Genomic DNA, 24223 nt, shown 5'->3' with positions numbered 1-24223 from the left:
GTCACCCCGGACCCGCTGTTTTTGGAGAGTGGAAGCCGCCAGCCCCGTCCGAATGGAGGCCTCCGCTTCTGTCATTAGTCGTCGCATTTCATGCTCCTTTCAAGGGAGCATCTTTCTCCGTCTTGTCTAGCCCTTCCATCTAAACAGGCTTGAAACTCTCCCCCAATTTCTAAGGTAGGTTTGCAAGGTGAGCCGTCATCCAGGTCGATATGACCTTAAGAGCCGATCATTCATTGCATAGCGGATTTGGTGCTCAATCCGCGGCTCCTTACCCGTCCGGCTCGCGGTTTTGGCGGCTTTGTGCACGACAGCTAGCACCGCATATAACGCGCCACCCGTCGATGCGTTGACCGGATACCCCGCGTCGGAACATATGCTTGCGCAGTGCGCGACCAGCCAGATGGACGCTCGATTTCGGAGTTGTACGGGCTTCAATGAGGACACCCGGTCGGCTTCATCAATGATGTCACGTTCGATGGCAGCGACGCGTTCGGCCTCCGTGTCGGCCATGATCTTGGTCATATTCGCCCGCTCCAATTTGTGTTTGGCCTTCTTCAAATCGGCCGCGGCAGACCTCATCAAATTGATGCTTTCGGAAGTTGTTGGCGCACCCTCCAGCCGATCAAGATTGGCGTTGTGAACTTCGATGGCCCATGTGACCTTTTCACGATCGACGGCGGGAAAGTCGGCAAGCGCACTCATATCGATTTCGAGCGTCGAACTAGGCATTGATCGCAACCACGTTTGAGCCCTCGTTTACGTCATCGCCAAGCTTGGATTTGCGCCCTTCGCCAAGTCTGATGAGTGCATCGGACCAAGCCTTCATCGCGACGATCTTCTCATTGTGCCAATCATGACGCTGATAGACGCCGGCGACTCCTGAGCGGGCGCCAGAAATGTGATTCAGCGCGGCCTCTGTGACTTCGAAGCGGATCCCTAGCCTCTGCATTCCTGTCGCGAAAGTTCGCCGCAGATCGTGAAGCCTCCACGCATTGACTGGCTCGTCCTCGTTCAACTTGGTCATTTCCTCGTCCAGCGACCGCTTGGCTCGAGCAAACCCGCTGATCGGCGTCTTGCCCGTGGTCGAGAAAATGAGGCCGCTGGACGGCCAGTCCTCGCCGACGATGCCATCGAGCGCTGCGATCGCGAGCTCGTTTAGCGGCACGAAATGAGGCTGGCCGTTCTTCGTCTTGTCGCCGGGGATCGTCCACGATGCGCTGTCTCGATCGACTTCGCGCCAGTCCATGCCGGCAACCTCGTTTCGACGTTGGCCAGTCGCGATGAGAACCCTGAGGAATGGTCCGAACGGATAATCCAGTTCGTGTGCTGCACGCCAAGCCAGCGTTATCTCACGGTCATCCAGAACCCGATCGCGCGGCTTGACGGGTTTAGGGCCCTTGAATCCCTCCGCCGGTGAACGATCGATGTCGCCGCGCTCCACTGCCCAATTCAAAAGTTTGCGCAGGGCAGCCCAAAGATTGCGAGCACGCCCCGGCTGATCGTCAGGCACCAGATCGAACACCGCAGCAATGTCCGACCGCTGGATCTCGTGCATTGCCATGCAGCCGAGCGCCTGCATTGGAGGCTCATCGGCCGCAGTGAGATAGCGCCGGTTGTCTGCTTGCGTATGGCTCGACCAGTTGCGCTTGCCGTAAGTGTCGACAAAGCGCTTGGCGTAAGCCGGATACGCCAAGTCGACTTTTGCTTTGGCCTTAGCTCTTTTCTCTTCGATCGGGTCGATATCATGCAACCTCAAGTTCCGAAGAGTTTCCTCCGCCTTGTCTCGAGCTTGCGTCGGGGTGAGGGGGCCATGTTTCCCGATCGTTGTTCGCCGCGGATTGCCGCGCGAACCGTTCGGCCGATATTGAACCACATACGAGATGCCGCCAGCCGGCGTGATTTTAACGCCAAATCCTTTGAGCCGATCGTCCCAGATATATTGGTCGCGCGGCCCAGGCTTGAGTGCATCGACACTTGATTTTGTGATCCTCTGAACAGCCATCAGAAAGTCCTCCAGTAATCACTTAGTAATCACACGAGCGGCAACGCGAGGCAAGAACGTGCAAGCCATTGTTGCCATTATCCCGAGTTTTCTGTCAAAAAAGAAAAACGCGGCAAAATGGAGCAACAGCCGATCCGAAACTACGAATCAGGTGGTCGGAGGTTCGAATCCTTCCGGGCGCGCCATTTCCCTTCTGGCGAAATGAACAAAGGCCGCCTCGGCATATGCCGAGGCGGCCTTTTTGCTGTGGCACGCTGCGTGGTCCATGACCCCCTAAGAGGAGTCCTCGTTAATTGGAGGGCGACCGACGCCTGCGCGTTCCACAACGGCGATCTATGTCGAATGTCTCGAGAAACAGGACGTTCTAGAATCGAGACATTCAACGCGACGCCGACGCACAAATATGTGCATCGATCCGATGTCCGCAATGATGCTTGGTTCGTCGGGGGGATACAGTCGGTGTTGAGCGACTATAATCTGCGCGCCGACCTCGTACGAAATCGGCGCTGAAGGGGCGTCTTACGCCCCGATCGGCTGGTACTGGACTGCCCGCTGCGCGAATTCGGCGGCGAGCATTTTGTGTCGTTCGCGGGCGGCGTCGGTGACCGATCGTCGCGCGGCGAGACGCTCTTCGGCGGCGCGGCGCGAATAGAAACGGTGATCGGACTCTGTACGCACTTGATTCCTCCCCAATAGGACAAACACGACCAAGCGAACTTGGCAGGGAAAAGTAAATCAGCCGTAAACGTCGGTAACGATGGATGATTTCAATCTTCCGACGAAATGCGCTACGTTAACCGCCATGTGGAAGATGCTTCTTGTCGCGCCGCTGATGGCGCTCGCTACGCCCGCCGCCGTTTCGGCGCAGGCGACCGACTTCACGCTGGTCAACGGGACCGGAAAGGCGCTCGGCAACCTGTCGATCCGCCGCACCGGCTCGAACGAGTGGCGGCCGCTCGGTGCCGCGCCCGCACCCGACGCAAGTCAGTCGGTCGCGTTCAACGATCCCGATTGCGCCTTCGACATTCGCGCCGAGGCGTCGAGCGGCCCGATCGTGTGGACCGGCGTCAATCTGTGCGAGGTCAGCGCCGTGACGCTGCGCGAGGCCGGCGGGACGCCGTACGCCGAGTATCGCTGAATTCGCGGCGCCGCGGCGGCAGGTCGTGGCGGCGCACTGGCGCCATGTGCGGCCCGGTCGCGATTGAGGGTGCGGGCGGCTTGACGGCATCGAACAGCTTCGCCCCGGCGATGAACACCACGCCGCAACAGGCGAGTGCCAGCGTCAGGCCCCATCCGCCAGGATACTGGTTGAGATAGGCAACCGCCCGCTCGACGGCGCCGAGCGCAATCGCATAGGTCACGAGCGCGGCTTCGAAGCGCGTCTTGATGGTGAACAGGCGGGCAAGTCGTTTCATCGGCAATTATTAAGCAAACGCCGTGCCAAGCGCGGAGTTCCGCCAAAAAACCGTTAAAGCCGACGGTTAAGTGTCAATTAACTCGACGTTAGCTCGCCCAGGTTTAACGCCTCGACGATCGCGGCGTGCGCTTGCCGCACCTGGTTGACCAGCGTTTTCGACTGCAATTCGCGCGCGTCGATCGCCTCGGGCCAATGGTTGGACACGACCGTCGCCAGCGCATCCAGCTTGGCCTCGTCGACCAGGAAGCGCGGGTCGACATGGTCGGGGTCGCACGCGACGCGCAGCCGCAGACAGGCGGGACCGCCGCCATTGGCCATTGACTGGCGCACATCCACTACCTCGACCTTGCGGATGGGCCCGTTGGAGGCGAGATGCGCCTGCAGCCATTTCCATACGCTCGGCGTCTCGCGGCACTCGCTCGGCACGATCAGGCACGCCTCGCCCGTCGGCAGGCTTACCAGCTGCGCGTTGAACAGATAGGAGCGGATCGCATCCTCAAGGCTCACCTCGCTCGCCGGAACCTCGACATAGTCGAGCGCCGGGAAGATTTCCCGCACCCGCTCCACCGTCCCGTCGCGATCCGCAAAGGCTTTTTCGTGCGCGAAAAGGATCGTCTCGTTGGCCACCGCCACGACGTCATTGTGGAAGGCACCCGCTGCAATCGCCTCTTCGGACTGCTGGATGAACAGCGTCTTGGCCGGATCGAGACCGTGCAGCCGCGCAATCGCCCGGCTTGCCTCGATATGCTGGCGCGCGGGGTAGGGGCCCCCGGTCACTCCATAGACGAACAGCTCGACACCCTCGCGCCCATGCCCTTCGCACAGCCGCATGAAGTTCGCCGCGCCCTCGTCGCCGAAGGCAGTCGGCACCGGCCCATGCACCGCGAACTGCTCCTCATTCCCGAACGCCAGCCGCAACTGCGCCAGCGTGAAGGGCCACTCGTGACTTCGATGCGCCATCGTCCGGAGGTTCGCGACCGTCAGGTGACAGCGCCCGTCCGCCGTGTCGGGTGCGGGGCTCACGGTCGCCGCATTGGCCGCCCACATCGCGCTCGCGCTCATCGCGTTGGCCGCCAGCGCATGATCGGCCGTCATATACTCCGCGCCAAGCTGCTCGAGCCAGCCCACCGCCGGTCGTGGCTGGGGCACGAACAGCCCCTGCACCAGCCCCAGCTGCACGTTCGTGCGCATCTTCTCGATGCCCTGAAGCGCGGCAGCACGCGGCTGCGACACGTCGCCGGCATTTTTGGTCGACGCGAGATTGCCCAGGCTCAGCCCGGCATAATTGTGGCTCGGCCCGATCAGCCCGTCGAAGTTGATTTCGCGGATCATCTAGCGCCCCACCGCCAGCACCGTGTCGCCGGGCTCGAGCTCGAGCGCCGCGATCGTCGCGCTGTCGAGCCGGATGTGCCCCTTCTCGATCTTGCCGCGCCCCGATGCGCACTTGAAGTCCGCCAGCCGCCCCGTCGCCGCCAGCGTCCGCTCGCACTCCTCGCCGTCGCAGTCGCCGTCTAGAATGTACCAGTCCGCCCGCTTGATCGACTGGACGTTGTCGGTCGCGGCGACCACGGTCGGCCCGCCGTCGAAAATATCGACATAATTGTCCCAGACGAAGCCTTCCTTCTGCAACATCTTCAGTGCCGCGCGCCCGGTCGGATGCGGCTGCCCGATCACCGCCTGCGCGCTTTCGGGCAGCATCGAGACGTAGATGGGCGATTGCGGGAATAGGTCGGCGATGAATTGCGTGCCGTTGGTGGCGTTGAACTCGTCCGCTTCGGGGAAGGTCATGCCGAAGAATTTGCCCCCGATTGCGTCCCAGAAGGGCGAGTGCCCGCCCGGGTCGATGACCCCGCGCAGCTCGGCCAGGATCCGCGCGCCGAAACGCGGCCGGTTCTGCTTGATGAAGAGGTAGCGCGACCGCGCCAGGAGCAGCCCGAGACCGCCCGCGCGCTCGGCCGGGTGCAGGAACAGCCCGCCTACTTCGCTCGACCCTTCAAGGTCGTTGCACGGCGTCAGCAGCTGGTTGCGGAAGATCCGGTCGAGTTCCTTCGACTGTTGGGTCTGCGTCGAGATGCGATAGCTGTAGAAGGGCTGCGTCACTCCGACCTTGCCGAACACCTGGCAGGTGCCGCGGATACGCCCGGTCTCGAGATCCTCGAGCATGAAAACGTAGAGATCGTCTTCCTGCGTCTCGCCCTCGCGCGCGAAGCTCGCCGCGGTCCGCTCCAGCTTCTCGGCCAGCGTGCCGCGATCCGGGGGCAGGTTGGTAAATCCGCCCCCGGTGATTTTGGACAGGTCGTAAAGCGCGTCGAGATCGCTCGTCGTCGCGGCGCGAATGATGTGGGTCATGAATTGGCAATCCTGAGGATGGTCAATGCCGAGAGCGCCGCGCGTTCGGCGAGGCTCTCGACGATCAGAAATTCGTCGGGTGAGTGAATGGCGCCGCCACGTACGCCCATCGTGTCGACGACGGGGACTTTCTTGGCCGCGATATTGTTGCCGTCGCACACGCCGCCCGTCGCCTTCCAGCCAATCTCCTGGCCCAGGTCCGCGCCGGCTTTCTTGACGATGCCGAACAGCTCTTCCATCGGCGGAGTCATCGGCTTGGGCGGGCGTGCGAAGCCGCCATGGCGCTCGATCGCAACCTCATGCTCCTTCGCGACTGCCGCCGCGCTCTGCTCGAGCAGCGTTTCGGCCCGCGCCTGGTCCTCGGTCGAGACGGGGCGCAGGTTCACGCGCAGGATCGCGAGATCGGGCACGACATTGTTGGGGCTCCCGCCGTCGATCTTGGCGGGATTGACCGACAGCGTGTCGTCCATTCCCGCCTTGAGGCGCAGCGCGAGATCGGCCGCGGCGACCAGCGCGTTGCGACCGTCGCGCGGGTTGCGCCCGGCATGGGCGGACTTGCCACGAATGGTGAAGCTGAAATTGCCGCTCCCGCCGCGCGCGCCCGCCAGCGTGCCGTCGGGCAGCGCGCTGGGTTCGTAGGTCAGCGCGGCGCGCTTGCCCTCGGCGCAGCGCGCGATCAGCGCGGCGCTCGACAGGGAGCCGACTTCCTCGTCCGAGTTGATCATGACTTCGTAACCGATGCGCTGCGCATCGGCGCTCTGCTCGACTGCCTGCAGCGCCGCGAGCATGACCGCGATCCCGCCCTTCATGTCGGCGACGCCGGGCCCGCCAAGCACCTTTTCGGGCTCGAGCCAGTCGAGGTTCTGGAACGGATGGTCGACCGGAAAGACAGTGTCCATGTGCCCGGTAAAGAGCAGCTGGAGCGGCGCGTCGGGGCGCACGCGCATATGCAGATGCTTGCCGTGCGGCAGCTCATATTCGCCGCCCTTGTCGTCGACCGCGGTGACCGTGGTCGGTTCGACCATTTCAAGATCGCCCGGCAGGCTTGAAAACGCGTCGGCCAGTTCGTCGGCGACTGCGGCCAACCCCTCCAGGTTGCGCGATCCCGAATTGATCTTCGCCCACTTCATCGTGTCGCGCAGCATCGCGCTCTGGGCGCCCATGGCGCGTTCGACGGCGGTGCGTTCGGTCTCGTTCAGTCCCTGCATGGCCCGCGTCCTAGCGCGCCGCGCGGCCTAAAGCCACCGAGAGAATTGATCGACGATCGCGCGGTACATGTCGCGCTTGAACGGCACGATCAGCTCGGGCAGCAGCTGCGGCTCGACCCACTTCCAGTGCGAGAATTCGGGATGCTCGGTGGCGATGTTGACGTCCTCGTCGCTGCCCGTGAAGCGCATCAGGTACCAATGCTGTCGCTGCCCGACATATTTGCCGCCCCACAGATGCGGCTGGAGCGTCTCGGGCAGGTCGTATTTGAGGTCGAGACAGGGGCATCCCTCGACCTGCTCGACGAGGCTCGGGGCGATGCCCGTTTCCTCTTCCAGTTCGCGCAGCGCGCCCTCCAGCGGTTCTTCGCCCTTGTCGATCCCGCCCTGCGGCATCTGCCAGGCTTCGTCCTTGTTATCGATCCGCCTGCCGACCCACACGTGGCGGTGCGCGTTGACCAGCATCACGCCCGCGCCCAATCGATACTTGTCATTGGCCATCAAATCGGTCTTTCCTTTGGGGGTGGCGAAGCGCAGCTCTTGGGTTTAGGGGCTGCCTACGAAATTTTGGACGAAGGATGAAGCATGGTTTCGGCCACCCATTGCCTGACGGACGAGGAAGCGCAGGGCGCTGGCGGTGAAGCGGTTGTCGTTCGCTTCGCCGGGGACAGCGGCGACGGGATGCAGCTGACCGGCGGGCAGTTCACGCTGTCGACCGCGCTCGCGGGCAACGACCTTGCCACCTTCCCCGACTTTCCCGCCGAAATCCGCGCGCCGCAGGGCACGACCTTCGGCGTCTCCGCCTTCCAGATCAATTTCGGATCCTCGGCCATCGAGACCGCGGGCGACGCGCCCGACGTGCTGGTCGCGATGAACCCGGCGGCGCTGATGACCAATGTCGTCGCGCTTCGCGAGGGCGGGCTGATCATCGCCGACACCGGCGCCTTCACCAAGCGCAACCTCGACAAGGCCGGGTATGAAGAGAACCCGCTCGAGAATGGCAGCCTTGCCAAATGGCAGGTGCTGGCCTTCGACATTTCCGAACGCACGCTCGATTCGGTCAAAGAATTCGGGCTTTCGAACAAGGAAGCGCTGCGCTCGAAGAATATGTGGACGCTCGGCCTCGCGCTGTGGATGTTCGGGCGCGAGCGCGCGCCGATCATCGACTGGCTCAAGCAGAAATTCGCCAAGATGCCCGAGATTGCCGAGGCGAATATCGCCGCGATCAATGCCGGCCACGCTTATGGCGAAACCGCCGAACTGGGCGGGCAGGGGCTCCAGCAGCGCAAGATCGATCCCGCGCCTGCCGAACCCGGTCTCTACCGCACCGTCACGGGCGCGGAATCGCTTGCCATCGGCCTCGTCGCGGGCGCGCAGATGGCGGGGCTTCCGATGTTCTTCGGCGGCTATCCGATCACGCCGGCCTCGGCGCTGCTCCACCACCTCTCGCGCCTCAAGGAATATGGCATCACCACCTTCCAGGCGGAGGACGAGATCGCCGCGATCTGCGCCGCCATCGGGGCGAGCTATGCAGGAAGCCTCGGCGTGACCAGCTCGTCGGGTCCGGGCATCGCCTTGAAAGGTGAGGCGATGGGCCTTGCCGTAATGACCGAAATTCCGCTTGTGATCGTCAATTCGCAGCGCGGCGGCCCCTCGACGGGCCTGCCGACCAAGACCGAACAGTCCGACCTCTACCAGGCGGTCTATGGCCGCAATGGCGATGCGCCGCTGCCCGTGATCGCCGCGCGCTCGCCCGCCGACGCCTTCGACTGCGCCATCGAAGCGTGCCGCATCGCGACCCGCTACATGACCCCCGTCATGCTGCTCACCGACGGCTATATCGCCAATGCGGCCGAGCCGTGGAAGGTGCCGGACATGAGCGAGTATCAGCCCTTCCCGGTCGCGTTCGCGACCGCGCCCGAGGGCGATTTCACGGTCAAGCCGTACGAGCGCAACGATGACGGCGCGCGTCCGTGGATCAAGCCCGGCACGCCCGGCCTCGAACACCGCATCGGCGGCATCGAGAAAGCGCCCGAGACCGGTAATATCGACTATTCGCCTGCGGCCCACAGCCAGATGACGCAGGAGCGTTTCGCCAAAGTCGCCAACGTCGCCGACACCATCCCCGACCAGGACGTGTGCCTCGGCACCGAGACCGGCAAGCTCGCGCTGGTCGGCTGGGGCTCGACCTTCGGCCCGATCCACCAGGCCGTGCGCCGCGCCCGCGCCAAGGGCATGGACGTCAGCCACGTTCACATCCGCCACATCGCGCCCTTCCCGAAGAATCTCGGGCCGCTGCTTCGCGGATATGATAAGATCCTCGTGCCCGAAATGAATATGGGCCAGCTCAAGACCATGCTGCGCGACGGCTTCCTCGTCGATGCCCAGCCGCTCAACAAGGTGTCCGGCCAGCCCTTCCGCATCGCGGAGATCGAAGCCGCCATCGAGGAGCTGCTGTCATGAACGAACCCCAGCCCAAACCGATCAACGCCTGGCCGCTGATCATCCTGCTGCTAGTCGTCGGCTTCCTCGTCCTCAAACTCAACGGTTGGATCTAGACCATGAACGAAGTGACCACCCTCAAGGACTGGGCCTCCGACCAGGAAGTGCGCTGGTGCCCCGGTTGCGGCGACTATGCGGTCTTGAAGGCCGTGCAGCGGACCATGCCCGATCTCGGCGCGAGCCTCGCGAAGACCGTGTTCATTTCGGGCATCGGCTGTTCGAGCCGCTTCCCTTATTACATGGCGTCCTACGGCTTCCACACGATCCACGGACGCGCCTGCGCGGTGGCGACGGGCGTAAAGCTCGCCAATCCCGAACTGGACGTGTGGATCATCACCGGCGACGGCGACGCGTTGAGCATTGGCGGCAACCACACGATGCACCTGTTGCGCCGCAACCTCGATTGCCAGCTTCTGCTTTTCAACAACGAGATTTACGGGCTGACCAAGGGCCAATATTCGCCCACCAGCCGCATCGGTACGCGCAGTCCCTCGACCCCCTTCGGCTCGGTCGACCGGCCCGCCATTCCCGCCAGCTTCGCGCTTGGCGCGGGCGCCCGCTTCGTCGCGCGCGGGATCGACGTGAACAAGAAGCTGCCCGACGTCCTCAAGGCCGCCCACGCGCACAAGGGCGCGTCCTTCATCGAAATCTACCAGAACTGCATCGTCTATAATGACGACGTCTTCGCGCCCTTCACCGACCGCAGCGTCGCCGACGAGAAACAGCTCTGGCTGGAAGCGGGCGAGAAAATGCTCTTCGCCAATGGCGAGAAGGGCATTGGCTTCGACACCGCCACCAAGTCGCTCAAGGTCGTCGCGGGCGACAGCGACGAGGTGCTGATCCACGATCCTACAAATCGCGCGATGGCGCTGCTCCTCGCCGAAATGCCCGGCGACATCTTCCCCGTCGCGCTCGGCCTCCTCTACGAAGACCCGGCTCCTACATTCGAGAGCGCGGTCATCCAGCAAACCGACGCTGTCTCCGAAGGCAAGACCCCCGACCTCCAGAAACTCGTCGCCAAGGGCCAGACCTGGCAGGTCAACAAGGAACCGCACGAAGTCTAGGGGCGTAGTGGGGGGAGATGGACAATCTCACCCACAGCCTCGTCGGCGCGCTGCTCTCGCAGGCTGGCCTCAAGAAACTGACCGGTCGCGCCACCGCGACCCTCGTCATCGCGGCGAACCTGCCCGACATCGACGCCTTCGCGACGCTGCTGGGGACCGAGAGTCTCGCCATCCGCCGTGGCATCACCCACGGGCCGATCGCGCTGCTCGTTCTGCCTGTCGTCCTCTGGGGCATCATGCTCGCCTGGGATCGCTGGCGCCCGGCGAAGCAGGAGGTGAAGCCGCTGCCGCTGCTGGGCCTTGCCTATCTCGGCGCGCTGACCCATCCCGCGCTCGACTGGCTCAACAGCTACGGCATTCGCCTGCTCGAGCCGTTCTCTAGCCGCTGGGTCGCCGCCGACACGCTGTTCATCATCGACATCTGGCTGTGGCTGATCCTCGCCATGACCTTCACGCTGGGCAAGCTGCGCGAGCGGCGCGGCAACCGCCGCTGGTTCGTTCCCGCGCGCTACGGGTTGGGGCTGATCCTTGGTTATATCGGCCTCAACGGCCTGATCACCGCGCAGGCAGAAAATCAGGGCGCGCGCCTCGTCCAAGCGCAATATCGCATCCAGCCCGAGCTCGTCGTCGCCAACCCCGTGCCGGTGCGCTTCTGGGCCCGCAACATCCTTTGGCGCGGCGAGGGGGTGCACGGGCGCGGCGACTATCTCTTCCTCGACGGACCGAGCGTCACGGGGCGCCCGCGCGACATTGCGCTCGATCATCCGGTCTTGACCGCGCAGCGCGACCGGAGCGATGTCGAAGCCTTCCTGTTCTGGAGCCGCATGCCGTTCATCGAGGAACGTGACGGACGCGTTTGGCTTCGCGACCAACGCTTCGACAGCGAGATGACGCGCGACGCCTTTCGCGTAGACCTTGGAGATACCGATGAGTGACCCCGTGATCGTCTGGTTTCGCCGCGACCTGCGACTGTCCGACCAGGCCGCAGTGGTCGCCGCTGCGTCCGAGGGGCCGGTCATTCCTGTCTACATTCTCGACGACGAGAGTCCCGGTGATCGCAAGATGGGCGGCGCCTCGCGCTGGTGGCTTCATCACAGCCTCAAGAGCCTCGATGCGACCCTGCGCGAAAAGGAAAGCCGTTTGATCCTGCGACGTGGCAAGGTCACCGACGTGCTGCCCGACCTGGTCGAAGAAGTGGGCGCCAAGCGCGTCTATGCCTTGCAGCATTACGAGCCCTGGTGGGCCGAGGCGGAGGACGCGTTGTCCGGCGGTCTCGACCTGTGCCTTCATGACGGAAACTATCTTGCCCCGCCCGGCAGCGTGACGACCGGCAGCGGCAACCCCTACAAGATTTTCACGCCCTTCTGGCGCGCGCTGAAAGAGCGGATGCCCCCATCGGAGCCCATGCGCCGCCCGCAGAAGATCGACGCGCCATCCTTCTGGCCCGACAGCGAAAAGCTCGACGATTGGGGCCTGCTCCCAACCAGTCCGAACTGGGCGACCCAGATGGAAGAGGAATGGGAGCCGGGCGAAGAGGGCGCGCGCAAGCGGCTCGCCACGTTCGAGGACGAGGCATCGCGCTACGAGGGGCAACGCAACTGTCCTTCGGTCGAAGGCACCTCGATGCTCTCACCGCATCTCCACTTCGGCGAAATCTCGCCAGCGACCATTTATAACCGCGTCAAGAATGCCGGCGGGAGCGTTGCGACCTTCCTCAAGGAACTCGGGTGGCGCGATTATGCGCAGAACGTGATCCTGCAGTTCCCCGATTATCCGGAAAAGAACGCGCGCGACCGCTTCAATGCGTTCCAATGGCGTGATTTCCGTTCATCCACCGTGCGTGACGAATTTGACGCGTGGACCAAGGGCCGCACCGGCTACCCCATCGTCGATGCCGGCATGCGGCAGTTGTGGGCGATCGGATGGATGCACAACCGCGTCCGGATGATCGCGGCGAGCTTCCTGATCAAGCATCTGCTGATCGACTGGCGCGAGGGCGAACAGTGGTTCTGGGACACGCTGGTCGATGCCGACTATGGCTCCAACGGGACCAACTGGCAGTGGGTGGCGGGTACCGGCATCGACAGCAACATGTTCGTGCGCGTCATGGCCCCGCTCAGCCAGTCGGAGAAGTTCGACAGCGCCGCCTATATCCGCGAATGGGTACCCGAGCTGGCGGACCTGTCAGATGACGATATCCCCGACCCGCCCGAAGACAAGCGGCCCGACGAATATCCTGCAAAGCTGGTCGAACATCGCGAGGGCCGCGAGCGCGCGCTCGAGGCCTACCGGGCAATGAAGGACTAGGCGTCGACCGTCAGGCGGCCGGCCTCGTCGGACTGGATGCGCTTGCCGATCGCCTCCGCGACCACTTCCGGTCCCTTGAGATCGTCGGGATTTTCGCCCGGGAAGGCGCGCTCGCGCATCTTCGTGCGGGTCGCGCCGGGATCGACGATATGGACACGGATCTTGCCGAGCTGCTCATTCTCGTCAGCATAGGCACCCAGCAGGGTGTCGAGCGCTGCCTTGGTGGACCCGTATGCGCCCCAATAGGCGCGCGGCGTCGCCCCGACCGAGCTCGTGACGCCGAAAACGTCGGCGCGATCGGCCTTTCGGAGCATCGGGTCGAAGCCGGCGATCAGCGCCTGGTTGGCCAGCAGGTTGAGCGAGATGGAGCGGCCATATTCCTTGGCATCGATGAACTGCACGGGCGTGAGGCTACCGAGCGTCGCGGCGTTGAGGACGAGGATATCCAGCGCGTCCCAGCGCTCCGAAATGGCCTGCGCCAGCCGTCCGATCGCGCCGTCCTCCAGCAGGTCCATCGGCGCTAGCGTCGCGCTCCCGCCGGCAGCATGGATGCGCTCCTCGACCGCTTCCATCGCTTCGGCCGAGCGCGCGACCATGATGACGTGGGCGCCAAGGCCGGCGAGATGTTCGGCGGTCGCGGCACCGATACCGCGGCTGGCGCCGGTGACGAGCGCAAGCTTGCCGTCGAGCGGACGTGACATGGAATTTCCTATTTGTTGGCGACCAGGCTGAGCTGCTCGGGCGGTTCTTTTTCGTGGTCGGTCAGCGACGTCGGGTAGTTGCCCGAGAAGCAGGCGTCGCAACGCTGTGGCGCGGCGTCGTCACGTTCGTCGCCGAGCGCGCGATAGAGACCCTCGAGGGTGATGAAGGCAAGGCTGTCCGCCTTGATATAATCGCGCATCTCCTCGATCCCCATCTGGGCGGCGATGAGTTTGGAGCGCTTGGGCGTGTCAACGCCGTAGAAGCAGCTATATTTGGTCGGTGGCGAGGCGATACGCATATGAACCTCGCGCGCACCGGCATCGCGCATCATCTGCACGAGCCGCAGCGACGTGGTGCCGCGTACCACGCTATCGTCGACCAGCACGACCGACTTGCCCGCGATCAGCGCCGAGTTGGCATTATGCTTCAGCTTGACGCCGAGGTGGCGCACGTCCTGCGTCGGCTGGATGAAGGTGCGTCCGACATAGTGCGACCGGATAATGCCCAATTCGAACGGGACGCCCGAGGCCTGCGAATAGCCGATCGCCGCCGGAACGCCGCTATCGGGGATGGGCACGACGATGTCCGCGTCGCAGGGCGATTCCTCGGCCAGCTGCGCACCGATCGCTTTGCGGGTTTCGTAGACGCTCGTGCCCTCGATGATGCTGTCGGGGCGCGAGAAATAGACATGTTCGAAGATGCACGGCCGTGCGCGCACGGGCTCGAACGGGCGAAAACTGCGCAGGCCGTCATCGTTGACGATGATCAGCTCGCCGGGCTCCACGTCGCGGATGAAGGTCGCGCCGATCACGTCGAGCGCCACTGTCTCGGAGGCGAATACGGTCGTCTCGTTGAGCTTACCCATGACCAGCGGACGCACGCCGAGCGGATCGCGACAGGCGACGAGACCGTCGGGCATGAGGCACACCAGCGAGTAGGCGCCCTCGACCTGGCGAAGCGCGTCGGTCAGCCGATCGACAGGCGTATCCTTCTGGCTGGTCGCAAGAAGGTGGATGATGACTTCGGTGTCGCTGGTCGACTGGAAGATCGAACCGCGACGGTTCAGTTCCTGACGCAGCGTCATGGCATTCGACAGGTTGCCGTTATGCGCCAGCGCGAACCCGCCCATGGCGAGGTCGGCATAAAGCGGCTGGACATTGCGCAGCGCGGTGTCGCCGGTGGTCGAATAGCGCACATGGCCGATCCCGGCGCCACCCTTGAGCCGCTTGATCACCTTGGGCTTGTCGAACGTGCCCGCGACGTGGCCCATGTTGCGATATTGGTGATAGGCCTTGCCGTCGTAAGTGACGACGCCCGCAGCCTCCTGGCCGCGATGTTGCAGGGCGTGGAGGCCGAGCGCGACGAGGCTGGCGGCCTGGTCGGCGCCCCAGACGCCGAACACGCCACATTCTTCCTTGAGCTTATCGTCGAACGGGTTGGTCGTCAGCATCACAGCGGCGAATCCGGATAATTTCGAGCAGAAGCCTTCATATAGGAGCTGCGGCGCGATTTGTCGCCATCTTGTCACAAAGTTTTCCCCTGCCTACGCAAGGTGTCCCGTGACGATACGAAAGCCCCGGATATGCGCGTCTCTACTCTGATTGTTCCGACCTTGCTGCTGGCATCCTGCGGGGCGCCTGATGAGTCGGTCGACACTGGTGTGGAAGTCGAGCCCGGCATCTATGCCGCGGGTGAGCGTGGGGGGCTGTGCGTGGCGGCAGGGGGCGCAGCGGCCTTCGTAATTTACGGCGAGGACGATGCCAACTGCATGGCGCAGGGCGGCCTGTCGGGCGAGGGCGACGCGCTCACGTTCAAGCCTCGCGGGGACACGCAATGCGAAATCCCGATCCGCATGGAGGGCGAAAGGCTCGTGTTCGGTGAACCGCCCGCAGCATGCGCCTATTATTGCGGCGGTGATGTCGACCTGTCGGGGCGCGAGCTTGTTCGCTCCGATGAGGCCGCGCCACTGACCGATGTCGCAGGCGAGGAAATCTGCTGATCGCAGCGGGTCGGTTGCTCATCGCAACGCAGTTGACCTTTACGGAAACGTAAAGTAACTCATGCGCCATGGACGAACCGCGTTTCACCATCGGCCAGCTATGCGAAGAGTTCGGGGTCACCGCCCGGGCGCTGCGCTTCTACGAAGATGAAAATCTGATCTCGCCCGAGCGCAATGGCACCCAGCGCCTCTACTCGGAGCGCGATCGTGCGCGGTTGGCCTGGATCCTGCGCGGAAAACGCGTCGGCTTCTCGTTGAGCGAGATTGGCGACCTGCTCGATCTCTACGACCTCGGCGATGCGCGGAAGACGCAGAAGGCCGCGACGCTCGACAAGTGCAAGGAACGGATCGAGGCGCTGACACGTCAGAAAGCCGATATCGACGAAACCATCGAAGAACTGGAAGGCTTCGTTCGCCTTCTCGAAACTCAAAGCGAGACCTGATCATGCCCGTTTACAATGCCCCCGTTAAGGACACCAAGTACGTTCTCGACCATATCGTCGGGCTGCAGAATTATTCGAACCTCCCGGGCTTCGAAAATGCGACGCCGGACATTGTCGAGGCGGTGCTAACCGAAGCTGGCAAGATGGCAAGCGAAGTGATTGCGCCGCTCAACCGCGTCGGGGACGAGGTGGGTTGCAAACGCAACGAGGACGGGTCGGTGACGACGCCCCCGGGTTTCAAGGATGCCTACAAGCAGTTCTGCGAAGCGGGCTGGTCGACGCTGGCCTTCCCCGAGGAGTTTGGCGGGCAGGGGCTTCCGCATGCGCTGTCGACCGCGGTGAGCGAATATTTCGTCGCCGCCAACCAGGGCTTCGAGATGTATCACGGCCTCACCGCGGGTGCGATCGCCTCGATGCTGGTCGTGGGTACCGACGAGCAGAAGCAGACCTACCTGCCCAAAATGGTCGCGGGGATCTGGACGGGGACGATGAACCTGACCGAGCCGCATTGCGGCACCGATCTGGGGCTCATCAAGACCAAGGCCGTTCCGCAGGATGATGGCACCTACAAGATTTCGGGCACCAAGATCTTCATTTCGGCGGGCGAGCATGACCTGTCGGAGAACATCATTCACATGGTGCTCGCCAAGATGCCCGACAGCCCCGACAACGTGAAAGGCATCTCGCTCTTCATCGTGCCCAAATATCTCGTCAACGAGGACGGTTCGGTCGGCGAGCGCAACGCGGTCAGCTGTGGCTCGATCGAGCACAAGATGGGCATCCACGGCAACGCGACCTGCGTCATGAATTATGACGAGGCGACGGGCTACCTGATCGGCGAAAAGGAGAAGGGCCTCGCGGCCATGTTCATCATGATGAATGCCGCGCGCCTCGGCGTCGGGCTACAGGGTCTCGCGCAGGGCGAGGTCGCTTATCAGAACGCGGTCGAATACGCGAAGGACCGCCGGCAGGGTCGCGCGCTCAATCCCGAGGATCGCGACCAGGATGCGCGGGCGGACACGCTGTTAGTGCATCCCGACGTCCGCCGCATGTTGATGGACGGCAAGGCGTTCAACGAGGCGGCGCGTGCGCTGATCCTGTGGGGCGCGCTGCAGGTCGATCTCGCCCGCAAGGCGCAGACCAACGAGGAGCGGGAAGCTGCAGACGATCTCATCTCGCTGCTGACTCCGGTCATCAAAGGCTACCTCACCGACAAGGGCTTCGACACTACGGTGCAGTCGCAGCAGGTGTTTGGTGGTCATGGCTATATCGAGGAGTGGGGCATGAGCCAGTTCGTCCGCGACGCGCGTATCGCCCAGATCTACGAGGGCACGAACGGCGTGCAGGCGATGGACCTGGTCGGTCGCAAGCTGGCGCAGAATGGCGGCCGTGCCATCCGCGGCTATTTCGAAATTCTCGCTGCCGACATCGCCGCCGCGAAAGAAGCGGGCGATCCGGCGGGCGTTGCCGAGCCGCTCGAGAAAGCGGTCGGTCACCTGCAGGCCGCGACGATGTGGCTGGCGCAGAATGGCCCGTCCAATCCCAACAATGTCGGCGCGGGCGCCTATGCCTACATGGACCTGATGGGTCTGGTGACGCTCGGCTGGATGTGGCTGAAAATGGCTAAGGCGTCGGCCGAGCTGAAGGATGCCGACGGCGAGGACAAGGCGTTCCACGAGGCCAAGCTGGCGACCGCGAACTATTACGCTACGCGCAAGCTGGGCGAGGCGTCGGGGCTGCGTCGCAAGGTCGAAGCGGGTGCGGACAGCGTCATGGCGCTGCCGGTGGAGGCTTTCTAGCCTTCGCTGCCCGTCGGCTGCTCCAGATACCAGGGCTTCATCGACGGCGCCGTCGGCTTGACTTCCTGCTTGGTCGCCGTGAGACGCGCCAGGTCGAAAACGTCGTCGAACTGAACGCCGAAGCGATTTGCCTGGCTCCAGCGGACGGTGCCGACCACCGGACCGACGCCGACAATGTCGATTGCGAGAACCGTGCCCGGGGCGACCGGACGGGTGCACTCGACCAAGGCGCCCTTCGCGCTGATGTTGCGGAGGCGGATTTCAGTCGCCTCGCCATCGATGGCGGTCACCGCGCGACGCATCAGGCGATGGCGCTTTTCGCGATTGGCGGCATGGCCTTCGGGCACCGCAATTTGGCGATGCGCGACCCGCTCGGCCTCTTCGGCGGGTAGCGGCTTTCCGAAGATGAAGCCCTGCACCTGGCTCACGCCCAGCGCGCGGATCGCCTCAAGCGTGTCGTGCGTCTCGATTCCCTCGGCGGTCGTATCCATGCCGAGGCTCTCGGCGAGCGTCACGATCGCTCGCACGATCGCGTGGTTGCGGTCGCCCGTCTCGCGCAGTCCTTTGACGAAGCTCTGGTCGATCTTGATCTTGTCGAACGGTGCCGTCTTCAAATAGCCGAGCGAGGAGTAGCCGGTCCCGAAATCGTCGAGTGCGAGACGGACTCCCAGTTCCTTGAGCCGAGCGAACGTGTCGTCCGTCTCCTCGCTCTCGGCCAGGAATACGCCTTCGGTAATTTCCAGTTCGAGCCGATCGGCGCGAAGTTTGTGCCGCTCGAGCGTGTTGGCGACGATGTCGACGATGCGCGGGTCGTTGAACTGGATCGGCGACAGGTTGACCGCGACGCGCACATTCTCCGGCCACAGCTTGGCTTGTTCGACCGACCGATCGAGCACGAATTCGCCGATCTTGCCGATCAGGCCACATTCTTCCGCGACGCTGATGAATTTCTCGGGGCTGATCGCGCCGCGCGCGGGATGGTCCCAACGCACCAGCGCTTCGAAGCCACAGACATTCTCGCTCGCCGCACGCACGATCGGCTGGAACACGACGTGCAGGTCGTTGCGTTCGACCGCGCCGCGCAAGTCGTTCTCGAGCCGCTGTCGATCGGTCGCCTCGCTGTGCATCGAAGGCTCGAAGAATGCGTGGCAGCCGCGCCCTGCAGCCTTCGCCGCGTAAAGCGCGAGGTCGGCGTTGCGGATCATGCTGTCGGCGCAACCGCGCCCTGGGTCGCCCACTGCGATCCCGATCGAGGTGCCGATGGTCACGCGGTGGCCCTCGATAATGTAGGGCTTCGAGACTTCGGAGATCATGTTGCGGGCGATGGATTCGAGCAGGCCCGTCTCGGTCAGTCGCGGCAGGACGGCCTTGAATTCGTCGCCGCCCAGGCGTCCGACTTGTCCATGCTCGCCCAGCACGCTGGTGAGGCGCGCCCCGACTTCGCGGAGCAAGGCGTCGCCCGTCGGGTGACCCAGCGTATCGTTGACGTTCTTGAACCGGTCGAGGTCGATCAGGAACAGCGTACAGCCGCGGCCCCGACGCTGCCCGCTGCGAAGGGCTTCCTCGAGCGTCTGGCGCATCTTGGCGCGGTTGGGCAGGCCGGTCAGCGAGTCGAACCGGGCCAGCCGTGAAATTTCCTGTTCGGTTCGGCGCTTTTCGGTAAGGTCGCTGCCGAGCCCGCGAAAGCCGAGGAAGCGGTTCTCCTGGTCGTAGATCGGATTGCCGCTCATCGACCAGTGGACATCGTCGTTCGCGACCGGCCGCACGACGACGTCGGAAAAGGGGAAACGCGCCGACAGATGGAAGCCGAGCGTGCGGTCCTCGGTCTCGCTCCCGTCGATTTTTTTGTCGATCCGGAGAATCTCGGTCAGCTTGCGTCCCACCAGCGTCTTTGCTTCGCAGCCGACATCCTCTGCCAGCTGGTCGCTGACATAGGTGAGCAGCCCAGCCGCGTCAGTCTCCCAGAACCAGCCTTGGCCGCTCGTCTCATACTCGTTGATGAACTGGAGCGCCTTGCGTGCGTCGGCTTCCAACTGCTGTCGACGCCGCGCCGAGCGAAGCAGGTTGCGGCTCGACGTGACCGACACGAGACCGACCAAGAGCGTGACGGTCGCGATGCCCATCGAGATATAGATCGGCATGTTGACATACATTGCCGTCAGCGTGCTCGTGACGCCGATGGCAACGGTCAGCATCGGGCCCGCCATCGCCGCGATGACGAGCGCCAGCACGCCGACGCCGACAATGAATTCGGGAATTGGCGTGGCCTTGAGCGCATCCAGTTCGGACACGGCGAAACCGGTCAGACACCAAAGCGCAGTCGTGACGAGCGCGAACCCCACCATGATGCGGTGAATATGATGCGAGCGCAGGCCGACACGCTTGCGAAATCGCATCATCAGGCAGGCCGAGATGTCGAGGGCCAACAGCCCGCCGAACATCGCTACGATCGTCGGCTCGATCGCCATCCCGAGACTGGCCACCAGCACGCCGGCAGCCAGCAGATGCGACAGGATCATGAAGAGCGGGATGTGGCGAACCTGCGCCAGTCGTAGCCTTGCGACTTCGCGGTCGGCGAAACTGTCGGGCGCGCGCAGGTCGAACAGCCACGCGTCCCCCGTCGAGGGGACAGCCTCGTCCTGCTGGCTACTCGCCCCGTGAAAACGCTCAACTTGCATTGGGTCTGGTCGCTCCTTTTGCGCGCACGACCTTACGACCGGCTTATTAACCGGCCCTCATACAAAGATGGTTTCTTCGGGCTTAACCTATTCGGCGGGAAGGAAGCCCTCGACCGAAAGGTAGCGCTCGCCCGTGTCGTAATTGAACCCGAGAATGCGCTTGTCCGCGCCGATTCTCTCGATCACCTGGCGGATCGCATCGAGCGTCGCGCCCGAGCTGATGCCGACGAGGACGCCTTCCTCGCTCGCCGAGCGTCGCGCCATGTCCATAGCGTCGTTCTCGTCGACCAGCATCACGCCGTCGAGCGTTGTGGTGTCGAGGTTGCCGGGCACGAAACCCGCGCCGATGCCCTGGATCGGGTGCGGCGTGTGCTCACCGCCCGAGATGACCGGTGACAATTTGGGTTCGACCCCGAAGGCCAGCATGTCGGGCCACTGCTCCTTTAGCACGCGAGCGCATCCGGTGAGATGTCCCCCGGTGCCGACCCCAGTGACGAGCGCATCGGGCGGGTTGTCCTTGAAATCGGCGAGGATTTCCTGCGCCGTCGTGTCGACATGCGCCGCGACATTGGTCGGGTTGTCGAACTGCATCGGCATCCAGCCTCCGTCGGTGTCGCGCAGGATCCGCTCGGCGACCGCGATCCTTGATGCCCATTTCCTTGGGCGTCAGGACCAGTTCGGCGCCGAAGGCGAGCATCAGTCGCCGCCGCTCGATCGACATGCTGTCGGGCATGGCCAGGATCACACGATAGCCCTTGACCGCGCCGACCATCGCGAGGCCCACGCCGGTGTTGCCGCTGGTGGGTTCGATGATCGTCCCGCCGGGCTTGAGTTGGCCCTTGCGTTCGGCTTCCTCGACCATGCGCAGTGCGATACGGTCCTTGATCGAGCCGCCGGGGTTGGCGCGCTCCATCTTGATCCAGACTTCGCTGTCGCCGAACAATCGCCGCATCCGAACATTCGGCGTCCTGCCGATGGTTTCGAGGATGTTATCCGCGTTCATTATGCGCCCTCCTGTTCTTCCCGTCAGGAACGCTACTTATCGGGGTCCGGTGGATCGAAGTTACGCGCCAAACGCAGTTCTGGGAAGCGTCTCGCCCAAATTCCCACGGTCAGGATCGCGCCGACGCCGCCCACGACGACCGCCGCGACCGGTCCGATCAGCGCCGCAAGGAAACCGCTTTCCGCCTCGCCCAGCTCGTTCGACGCGCTGATCGCGAGCGTCGAGACCGCACCGACGCGGCCGCGCATCGCGTCGGGCGTGTAGAGCTGGATGAGCGACTGGCGCACATAGACGGAGAACATGTCGGCCGCGCCCAGGATGGCGAGCATGATGAGCGACAGCCACATGTTGCGCGACAGGCCGAAGACGATCGTCGCGCCCCCGAAGACGACCACCGCCCACAGCATCTTGGTCCCGACATTGGTCTTCAGGGGTCGGATCGCGAAAAAGGCCGCGGTCAGCGTCGCCCCGATCGCGGGCGCGGCGCGTAGATGGCCGAGGCCTTCTGGACCCGTCTGCAATATGTCGCGCGCAAAGATGGGGAGCAGGGCGGTTGCACCCGCCAGCAGGACCGCGAAGAGGTCGAGCGTGATGGCGCCCAGCACCAGCTTGTTTTGCCGCACATAGGTGAGGCCGCGCTTGATCCGTCCCCACGGGTCGGGCGCCTCCTCTCCTGCATCGGGGAGCGCGGGCGTCTTCACCAGGAAGAGCAGCAGCAGCGAGGCGCCAAACAGGAAGGCCGAGCCCAGATAGGCCGTCGCGGGCGAGACGACATAGAGGTAGCCGCCGAGCGCCGGCCCGACGATGGTGCCGGTCTGCCACGCCACCGACGACAGCGCGATCGCATTGGGGAGGATGTCGCGCGGCACGATATTGGGCGCCAGCGCCCCCAGCGCCGGTCCCGCGAACGCGCGCGCCACGCCCAGGAGGGCGGCGATGACGTAGAGGTGCGTCAGCGTCATCTCGTCGGCGAGCGCGACCGCGCCGAGCGCGCCGGCGCAGAAGAGCTCGAGCGCAATGGCCGCGCGTCCCACCCAGCGCCGGTCGAACTTGTCCGCGACATGGCCCGAGACGAGCGTCAGCGCAAACAGGGGCACGAACTGCACGACCCCGATGAAGCCGAGCCGCAGCGCGGCCGCGTTCACCCCCATCGTCTCGCGCGCAATGTCGTAGACCTGCCAGCCGATGACGATCACCATCGCCATCTGCGCCATGGTCGACGCCAGCCGGGCGGTCACAAACGCGCGGAAATCGGGAATGCGCAGCGGTGCGGGGAGGAGGCTCATGCGAGTCGCGTAGGGACTGAAAGAGAGCGCGGCAATGGTGCACGGTGAAAAGGGGTTTGCGTTCCTGTAATGTTCCGCTAGCATTCGCGCATGGCGAAACCGAAGAAACGTTATGTCTGTCAGGCCTGCGGGTCGGTCACGTCGCGCTGGCAGGGGCAGTGCGGGGATTGCGGGGACTGGAATACGCTGGTCGAGGATGCCGGCGGGGTCGTCACTGCCTTTTCCAAGAAGCATAATCTACAGGGCGGCGGGTCGAAGATCGAAATGGTCGGGCTCGACGCCGAGATTGCGCTGCCCGACCGTATGGTCACCGGCATCGCCGAATATGACCGCGCGCTGGGCGGCGGGATCGTGCCGGGTAGCGCGACGCTGATCGGTGGCGATCCGGGGATCGGCAAGTCGACCCTGCTGCTGCAGGTCGCAGCCAATCTCGCGAGCAAGGGTAAATCGGCGGTCTACGTTTCGGGTGAGGAGGCGGCGGACCAGGTGAGGCTGCGCGCGCTTCGCCTCGGGCTGGGCAAGGCGCCTGTCAAGCTGGCCGCGGCGACTAGCGTGCGCGACATTCTCACCACGCTCGGTGACGACGCGCCCGACTTCCTCGTCATCGATTCTATCCAGACCATGCACAGCGACATGATCGAGGGCGCGCCGGGCACGGTAAGCCAGGTTCGTGCCTCGGCCCACGAACTCGTCCGCTTCGCGAAGGAGCGCGGCACCGCACTCGTGCTGGTCGGCCACGTCACCAAGGACGGCAATATCGCAGGACCGCGCGTCCTCGAACATATGGTCGACACCGTACTTGGGTTCGAGGGCGAGCGATCGCACCAATATCGCATCCTACGCGCCATCAAGAACCGGTTCGGCGGCACCGACGAGATCGGCGTATTCTCGATGGAAGCGGAAGGGCTCAACGAAGTCGCCAACCCGTCGAGCTTGTTCCTCACCGAGCGCGGTGAGGAATTGGCGGGCACATCCGTTTTCCCTGCACTCGAAGGCACGCGCCCCGTGCTGGTCGAAATACAGGCGCTTACCGTCCGTCTCGCCAGCGGCGCGACACCGCGGCGCAGCGCGGTCGGGTGGGACAGCCAGCGGCTCGCCATGCTGCTCGCGGTCCTCGAAGCGCGCTGCGGCGTTAGCTTCGCCTCGACCGAAGTCTACCTCAACGTCGCGGGCGGCTATCGCCTGTCCGACCCTGCGGCAGATTTGGCGGTCGCCGCTGCCTTGGTCTCCGCGTTGTCGGAGCGTCCCGTTCCCGCTGGCACCGTCGTCTTCGGCGAGGTCGCCTTGTCGGGCGAAATTCGCCCCGTCGCGCACAGTGCGTTGCGAGCTCGCGAGGCGGCGAAGCTCGGTTTCGACAAGGGGTGGGTGCCCAAGGGCGTGAAGGGCAAGGACGGGCTCGCGCTCGCGCATTTCGAGCGCCTCTCCGCGCTCGTCGATCATCTTCTCGAGCGCTAAGGGGCTAGAAAC

21 protein-coding genes and 1 pseudogene are annotated in these 24223 nt (G+C 64.1%); 9 read left to right on the top strand and 13 right to left on the bottom strand.

The genetic code is table 11. The annotated features are described in order from the left end of the window. Positions 1 to 195 precede the first annotated feature (195 nt). The 3 genes from KTQ36_RS09540 to KTQ36_RS09530 form a co-directional block, all read right to left on the bottom strand. Complete coding sequence (locus KTQ36_RS09540; protein ID WP_218633432.1) at positions 196 to 702, bottom strand: hypothetical protein; 507 nt, start codon at positions 700 to 702, stop codon at positions 196 to 198. Positions 703 to 721: 19 nt separating this feature from the next. Beyond that, entirely contained in the window at positions 722 to 2002 is a 1281-nt protein-coding gene (locus KTQ36_RS09535) for a tyrosine-type recombinase/integrase (RefSeq protein WP_218633431.1), read from the bottom strand. A gap of 519 nt (positions 2003 to 2521) precedes the next feature. Further along, a complete protein-coding gene (locus KTQ36_RS09530; protein WP_218633430.1) occupies positions 2522 to 2680 on the bottom strand; it encodes a hypothetical protein in 159 nt (52 codons plus the stop codon). A gap of 124 nt (positions 2681 to 2804) precedes the next feature. On the opposite strand from KTQ36_RS09530, the gene KTQ36_RS09525 reads away from it, so the two are divergent. Then, entirely contained in the window at positions 2805 to 3140 is a 336-nt protein-coding gene (locus KTQ36_RS09525; protein ID WP_218633429.1) for a hypothetical protein, read from the top strand. On the opposite strand, the gene KTQ36_RS11515 is transcribed toward KTQ36_RS09525, so the two are convergent. From KTQ36_RS11515 to KTQ36_RS09500, 5 genes are all read right to left on the bottom strand, one after another. After that, complete coding sequence (locus KTQ36_RS11515) at positions 3085 to 3417, bottom strand: hypothetical protein (protein WP_345777703.1); 333 nt, start codon at positions 3415 to 3417, stop codon at positions 3085 to 3087. The genes KTQ36_RS09525 and KTQ36_RS11515 overlap by 56 nt on opposite strands. 77 nt (positions 3418 to 3494) lie before the next feature. Further along, positions 3495 to 4751 (bottom strand): N-succinylarginine dihydrolase, encoded by a 1257-nt coding sequence (locus KTQ36_RS09515; protein ID WP_218633428.1) that lies wholly within the window; start codon positions 4749 to 4751, stop codon positions 3495 to 3497. Next, complete coding sequence (locus KTQ36_RS09510) at positions 4752 to 5768, bottom strand: arginine N-succinyltransferase (RefSeq protein WP_218633427.1); 1017 nt, start codon at positions 5766 to 5768, stop codon at positions 4752 to 4754. Continuing rightward, positions 5765 to 6976 (bottom strand): hydrolase, encoded by a 1212-nt coding sequence (locus KTQ36_RS09505; RefSeq protein WP_218633426.1) that lies wholly within the window; start codon positions 6974 to 6976, stop codon positions 5765 to 5767. The genes KTQ36_RS09510 and KTQ36_RS09505 overlap by 4 nt, the downstream gene beginning before the upstream one ends. A gap of 27 nt (positions 6977 to 7003) precedes the next feature. Then, entirely contained in the window at positions 7004 to 7474 is a 471-nt protein-coding gene (locus tag KTQ36_RS09500) for an RNA pyrophosphohydrolase (RefSeq protein ID WP_218633425.1), read from the bottom strand. 84 nt (positions 7475 to 7558) lie between these two features. On the opposite strand from KTQ36_RS09500, the gene KTQ36_RS09495 reads away from it, so the two are divergent. From KTQ36_RS09495 to KTQ36_RS09480, 4 genes are all read left to right on the top strand, one after another. After that, positions 7559 to 9436 carry a 2-oxoacid:acceptor oxidoreductase subunit alpha gene (locus KTQ36_RS09495; RefSeq protein ID WP_218633424.1) on the top strand — a complete coding sequence of 626 codons (1878 nt, stop codon included), beginning with the start codon at positions 7559 to 7561 and terminating at the stop codon, positions 9434 to 9436. Between the two features lie 98 nt (positions 9437 to 9534). Continuing rightward, complete coding sequence (locus KTQ36_RS09490; protein WP_218633423.1) at positions 9535 to 10539, top strand: 2-oxoacid:ferredoxin oxidoreductase subunit beta; 1005 nt, start codon at positions 9535 to 9537, stop codon at positions 10537 to 10539. A gap of 17 nt (positions 10540 to 10556) precedes the next feature. Further along, a complete protein-coding gene (locus KTQ36_RS09485) occupies positions 10557 to 11474 on the top strand; it encodes a metal-dependent hydrolase (RefSeq protein WP_218633422.1) in 918 nt (305 codons plus the stop codon). After that, positions 11467 to 12846 carry a cryptochrome/photolyase family protein gene (locus tag KTQ36_RS09480; RefSeq protein ID WP_218633421.1) on the top strand — a complete coding sequence of 460 codons (1380 nt, stop codon included), beginning with the start codon at positions 11467 to 11469 and terminating at the stop codon, positions 12844 to 12846. Before KTQ36_RS09485 ends, KTQ36_RS09480 begins: the two co-directional genes overlap by 8 nt. Here KTQ36_RS09480 and KTQ36_RS09475 read toward each other — a convergent pair. Further along, on the bottom strand, positions 12843 to 13547 hold the full coding sequence (locus KTQ36_RS09475; RefSeq protein ID WP_218633420.1) for an SDR family NAD(P)-dependent oxidoreductase: 705 nt from the start codon (positions 13545 to 13547) through the stop codon (positions 12843 to 12845). The genes KTQ36_RS09480 and KTQ36_RS09475 overlap by 4 nt on opposite strands. An 8-nt stretch (positions 13548 to 13555) precedes the next feature. Further along, a complete protein-coding gene (purF, locus tag KTQ36_RS09470) occupies positions 13556 to 14998 on the bottom strand; it encodes an amidophosphoribosyltransferase (protein ID WP_218633419.1) in 1443 nt (480 codons plus the stop codon). 132 nt (positions 14999 to 15130) lie between these two features. Between purF and KTQ36_RS09465 the strand changes: the two genes are divergently transcribed. The 3 genes from KTQ36_RS09465 (at position 15131) to KTQ36_RS09455 (ending at position 17789) form a co-directional block, all read left to right on the top strand. Further along, positions 15131 to 15547, top strand: coding sequence for a hypothetical protein (locus KTQ36_RS09465; RefSeq protein ID WP_218633418.1), 417 nt, complete (start codon positions 15131 to 15133; stop codon positions 15545 to 15547). Positions 15548 to 15615: 68 nt separating this feature from the next. Then, positions 15616 to 15990, top strand: a complete 375-nt coding sequence (locus KTQ36_RS09460; RefSeq protein ID WP_218633417.1) for a MerR family transcriptional regulator — start codon at positions 15616 to 15618, stop codon at positions 15988 to 15990. A gap of 2 nt (positions 15991 to 15992) precedes the next feature. Further along, positions 15993 to 17789 carry an acyl-CoA dehydrogenase C-terminal domain-containing protein gene (locus KTQ36_RS09455; RefSeq protein WP_218633416.1) on the top strand — a complete coding sequence of 599 codons (1797 nt, stop codon included), beginning with the start codon at positions 15993 to 15995 and terminating at the stop codon, positions 17787 to 17789. Here KTQ36_RS09455 and KTQ36_RS09450 read toward each other — a convergent pair. The 3 genes and pseudogenes from KTQ36_RS09450 to KTQ36_RS09440 all read right to left on the bottom strand — a co-directional run bounded on the left by KTQ36_RS09450 (position 17786) and on the right by KTQ36_RS09440 (position 22756). Next, a complete protein-coding gene (locus KTQ36_RS09450) occupies positions 17786 to 20467 on the bottom strand; it encodes a putative bifunctional diguanylate cyclase/phosphodiesterase (protein WP_218633415.1) in 2682 nt (893 codons plus the stop codon). The two genes, KTQ36_RS09455 and KTQ36_RS09450, sit on opposite strands and share 4 nt — an antisense overlap. 87 nt (positions 20468 to 20554) lie before the next feature. After that, positions 20555 to 21470, bottom strand: a pseudogene (gene cysK / locus KTQ36_RS09445) (cysteine synthase A). Between the two features lie 32 nt (positions 21471 to 21502). Next, a complete protein-coding gene (locus KTQ36_RS09440; RefSeq protein WP_218633414.1) occupies positions 21503 to 22756 on the bottom strand; it encodes an MFS transporter in 1254 nt (417 codons plus the stop codon). Positions 22757 to 22846: 90 nt separating this feature from the next. Between KTQ36_RS09440 and radA the strand changes: the two genes are divergently transcribed. After that, a complete protein-coding gene (radA, locus tag KTQ36_RS09435; protein WP_218633413.1) occupies positions 22847 to 24211 on the top strand; it encodes a DNA repair protein RadA in 1365 nt (454 codons plus the stop codon). The last annotated feature ends 12 nt before the right edge of the window (positions 24212 to 24223 follow it).

Origin of the sequence: Sphingomicrobium clamense (genome assembly GCF_019264355.1) — a bacterium.
Lineage (GTDB): Bacteria > Pseudomonadota > Alphaproteobacteria > Sphingomonadales > Sphingomonadaceae > Sphingomicrobium > Sphingomicrobium clamense.
Note: the sequence above shows the minus strand (reverse complement) of the source record. Positions and strands in the feature narration are given on the sequence as shown.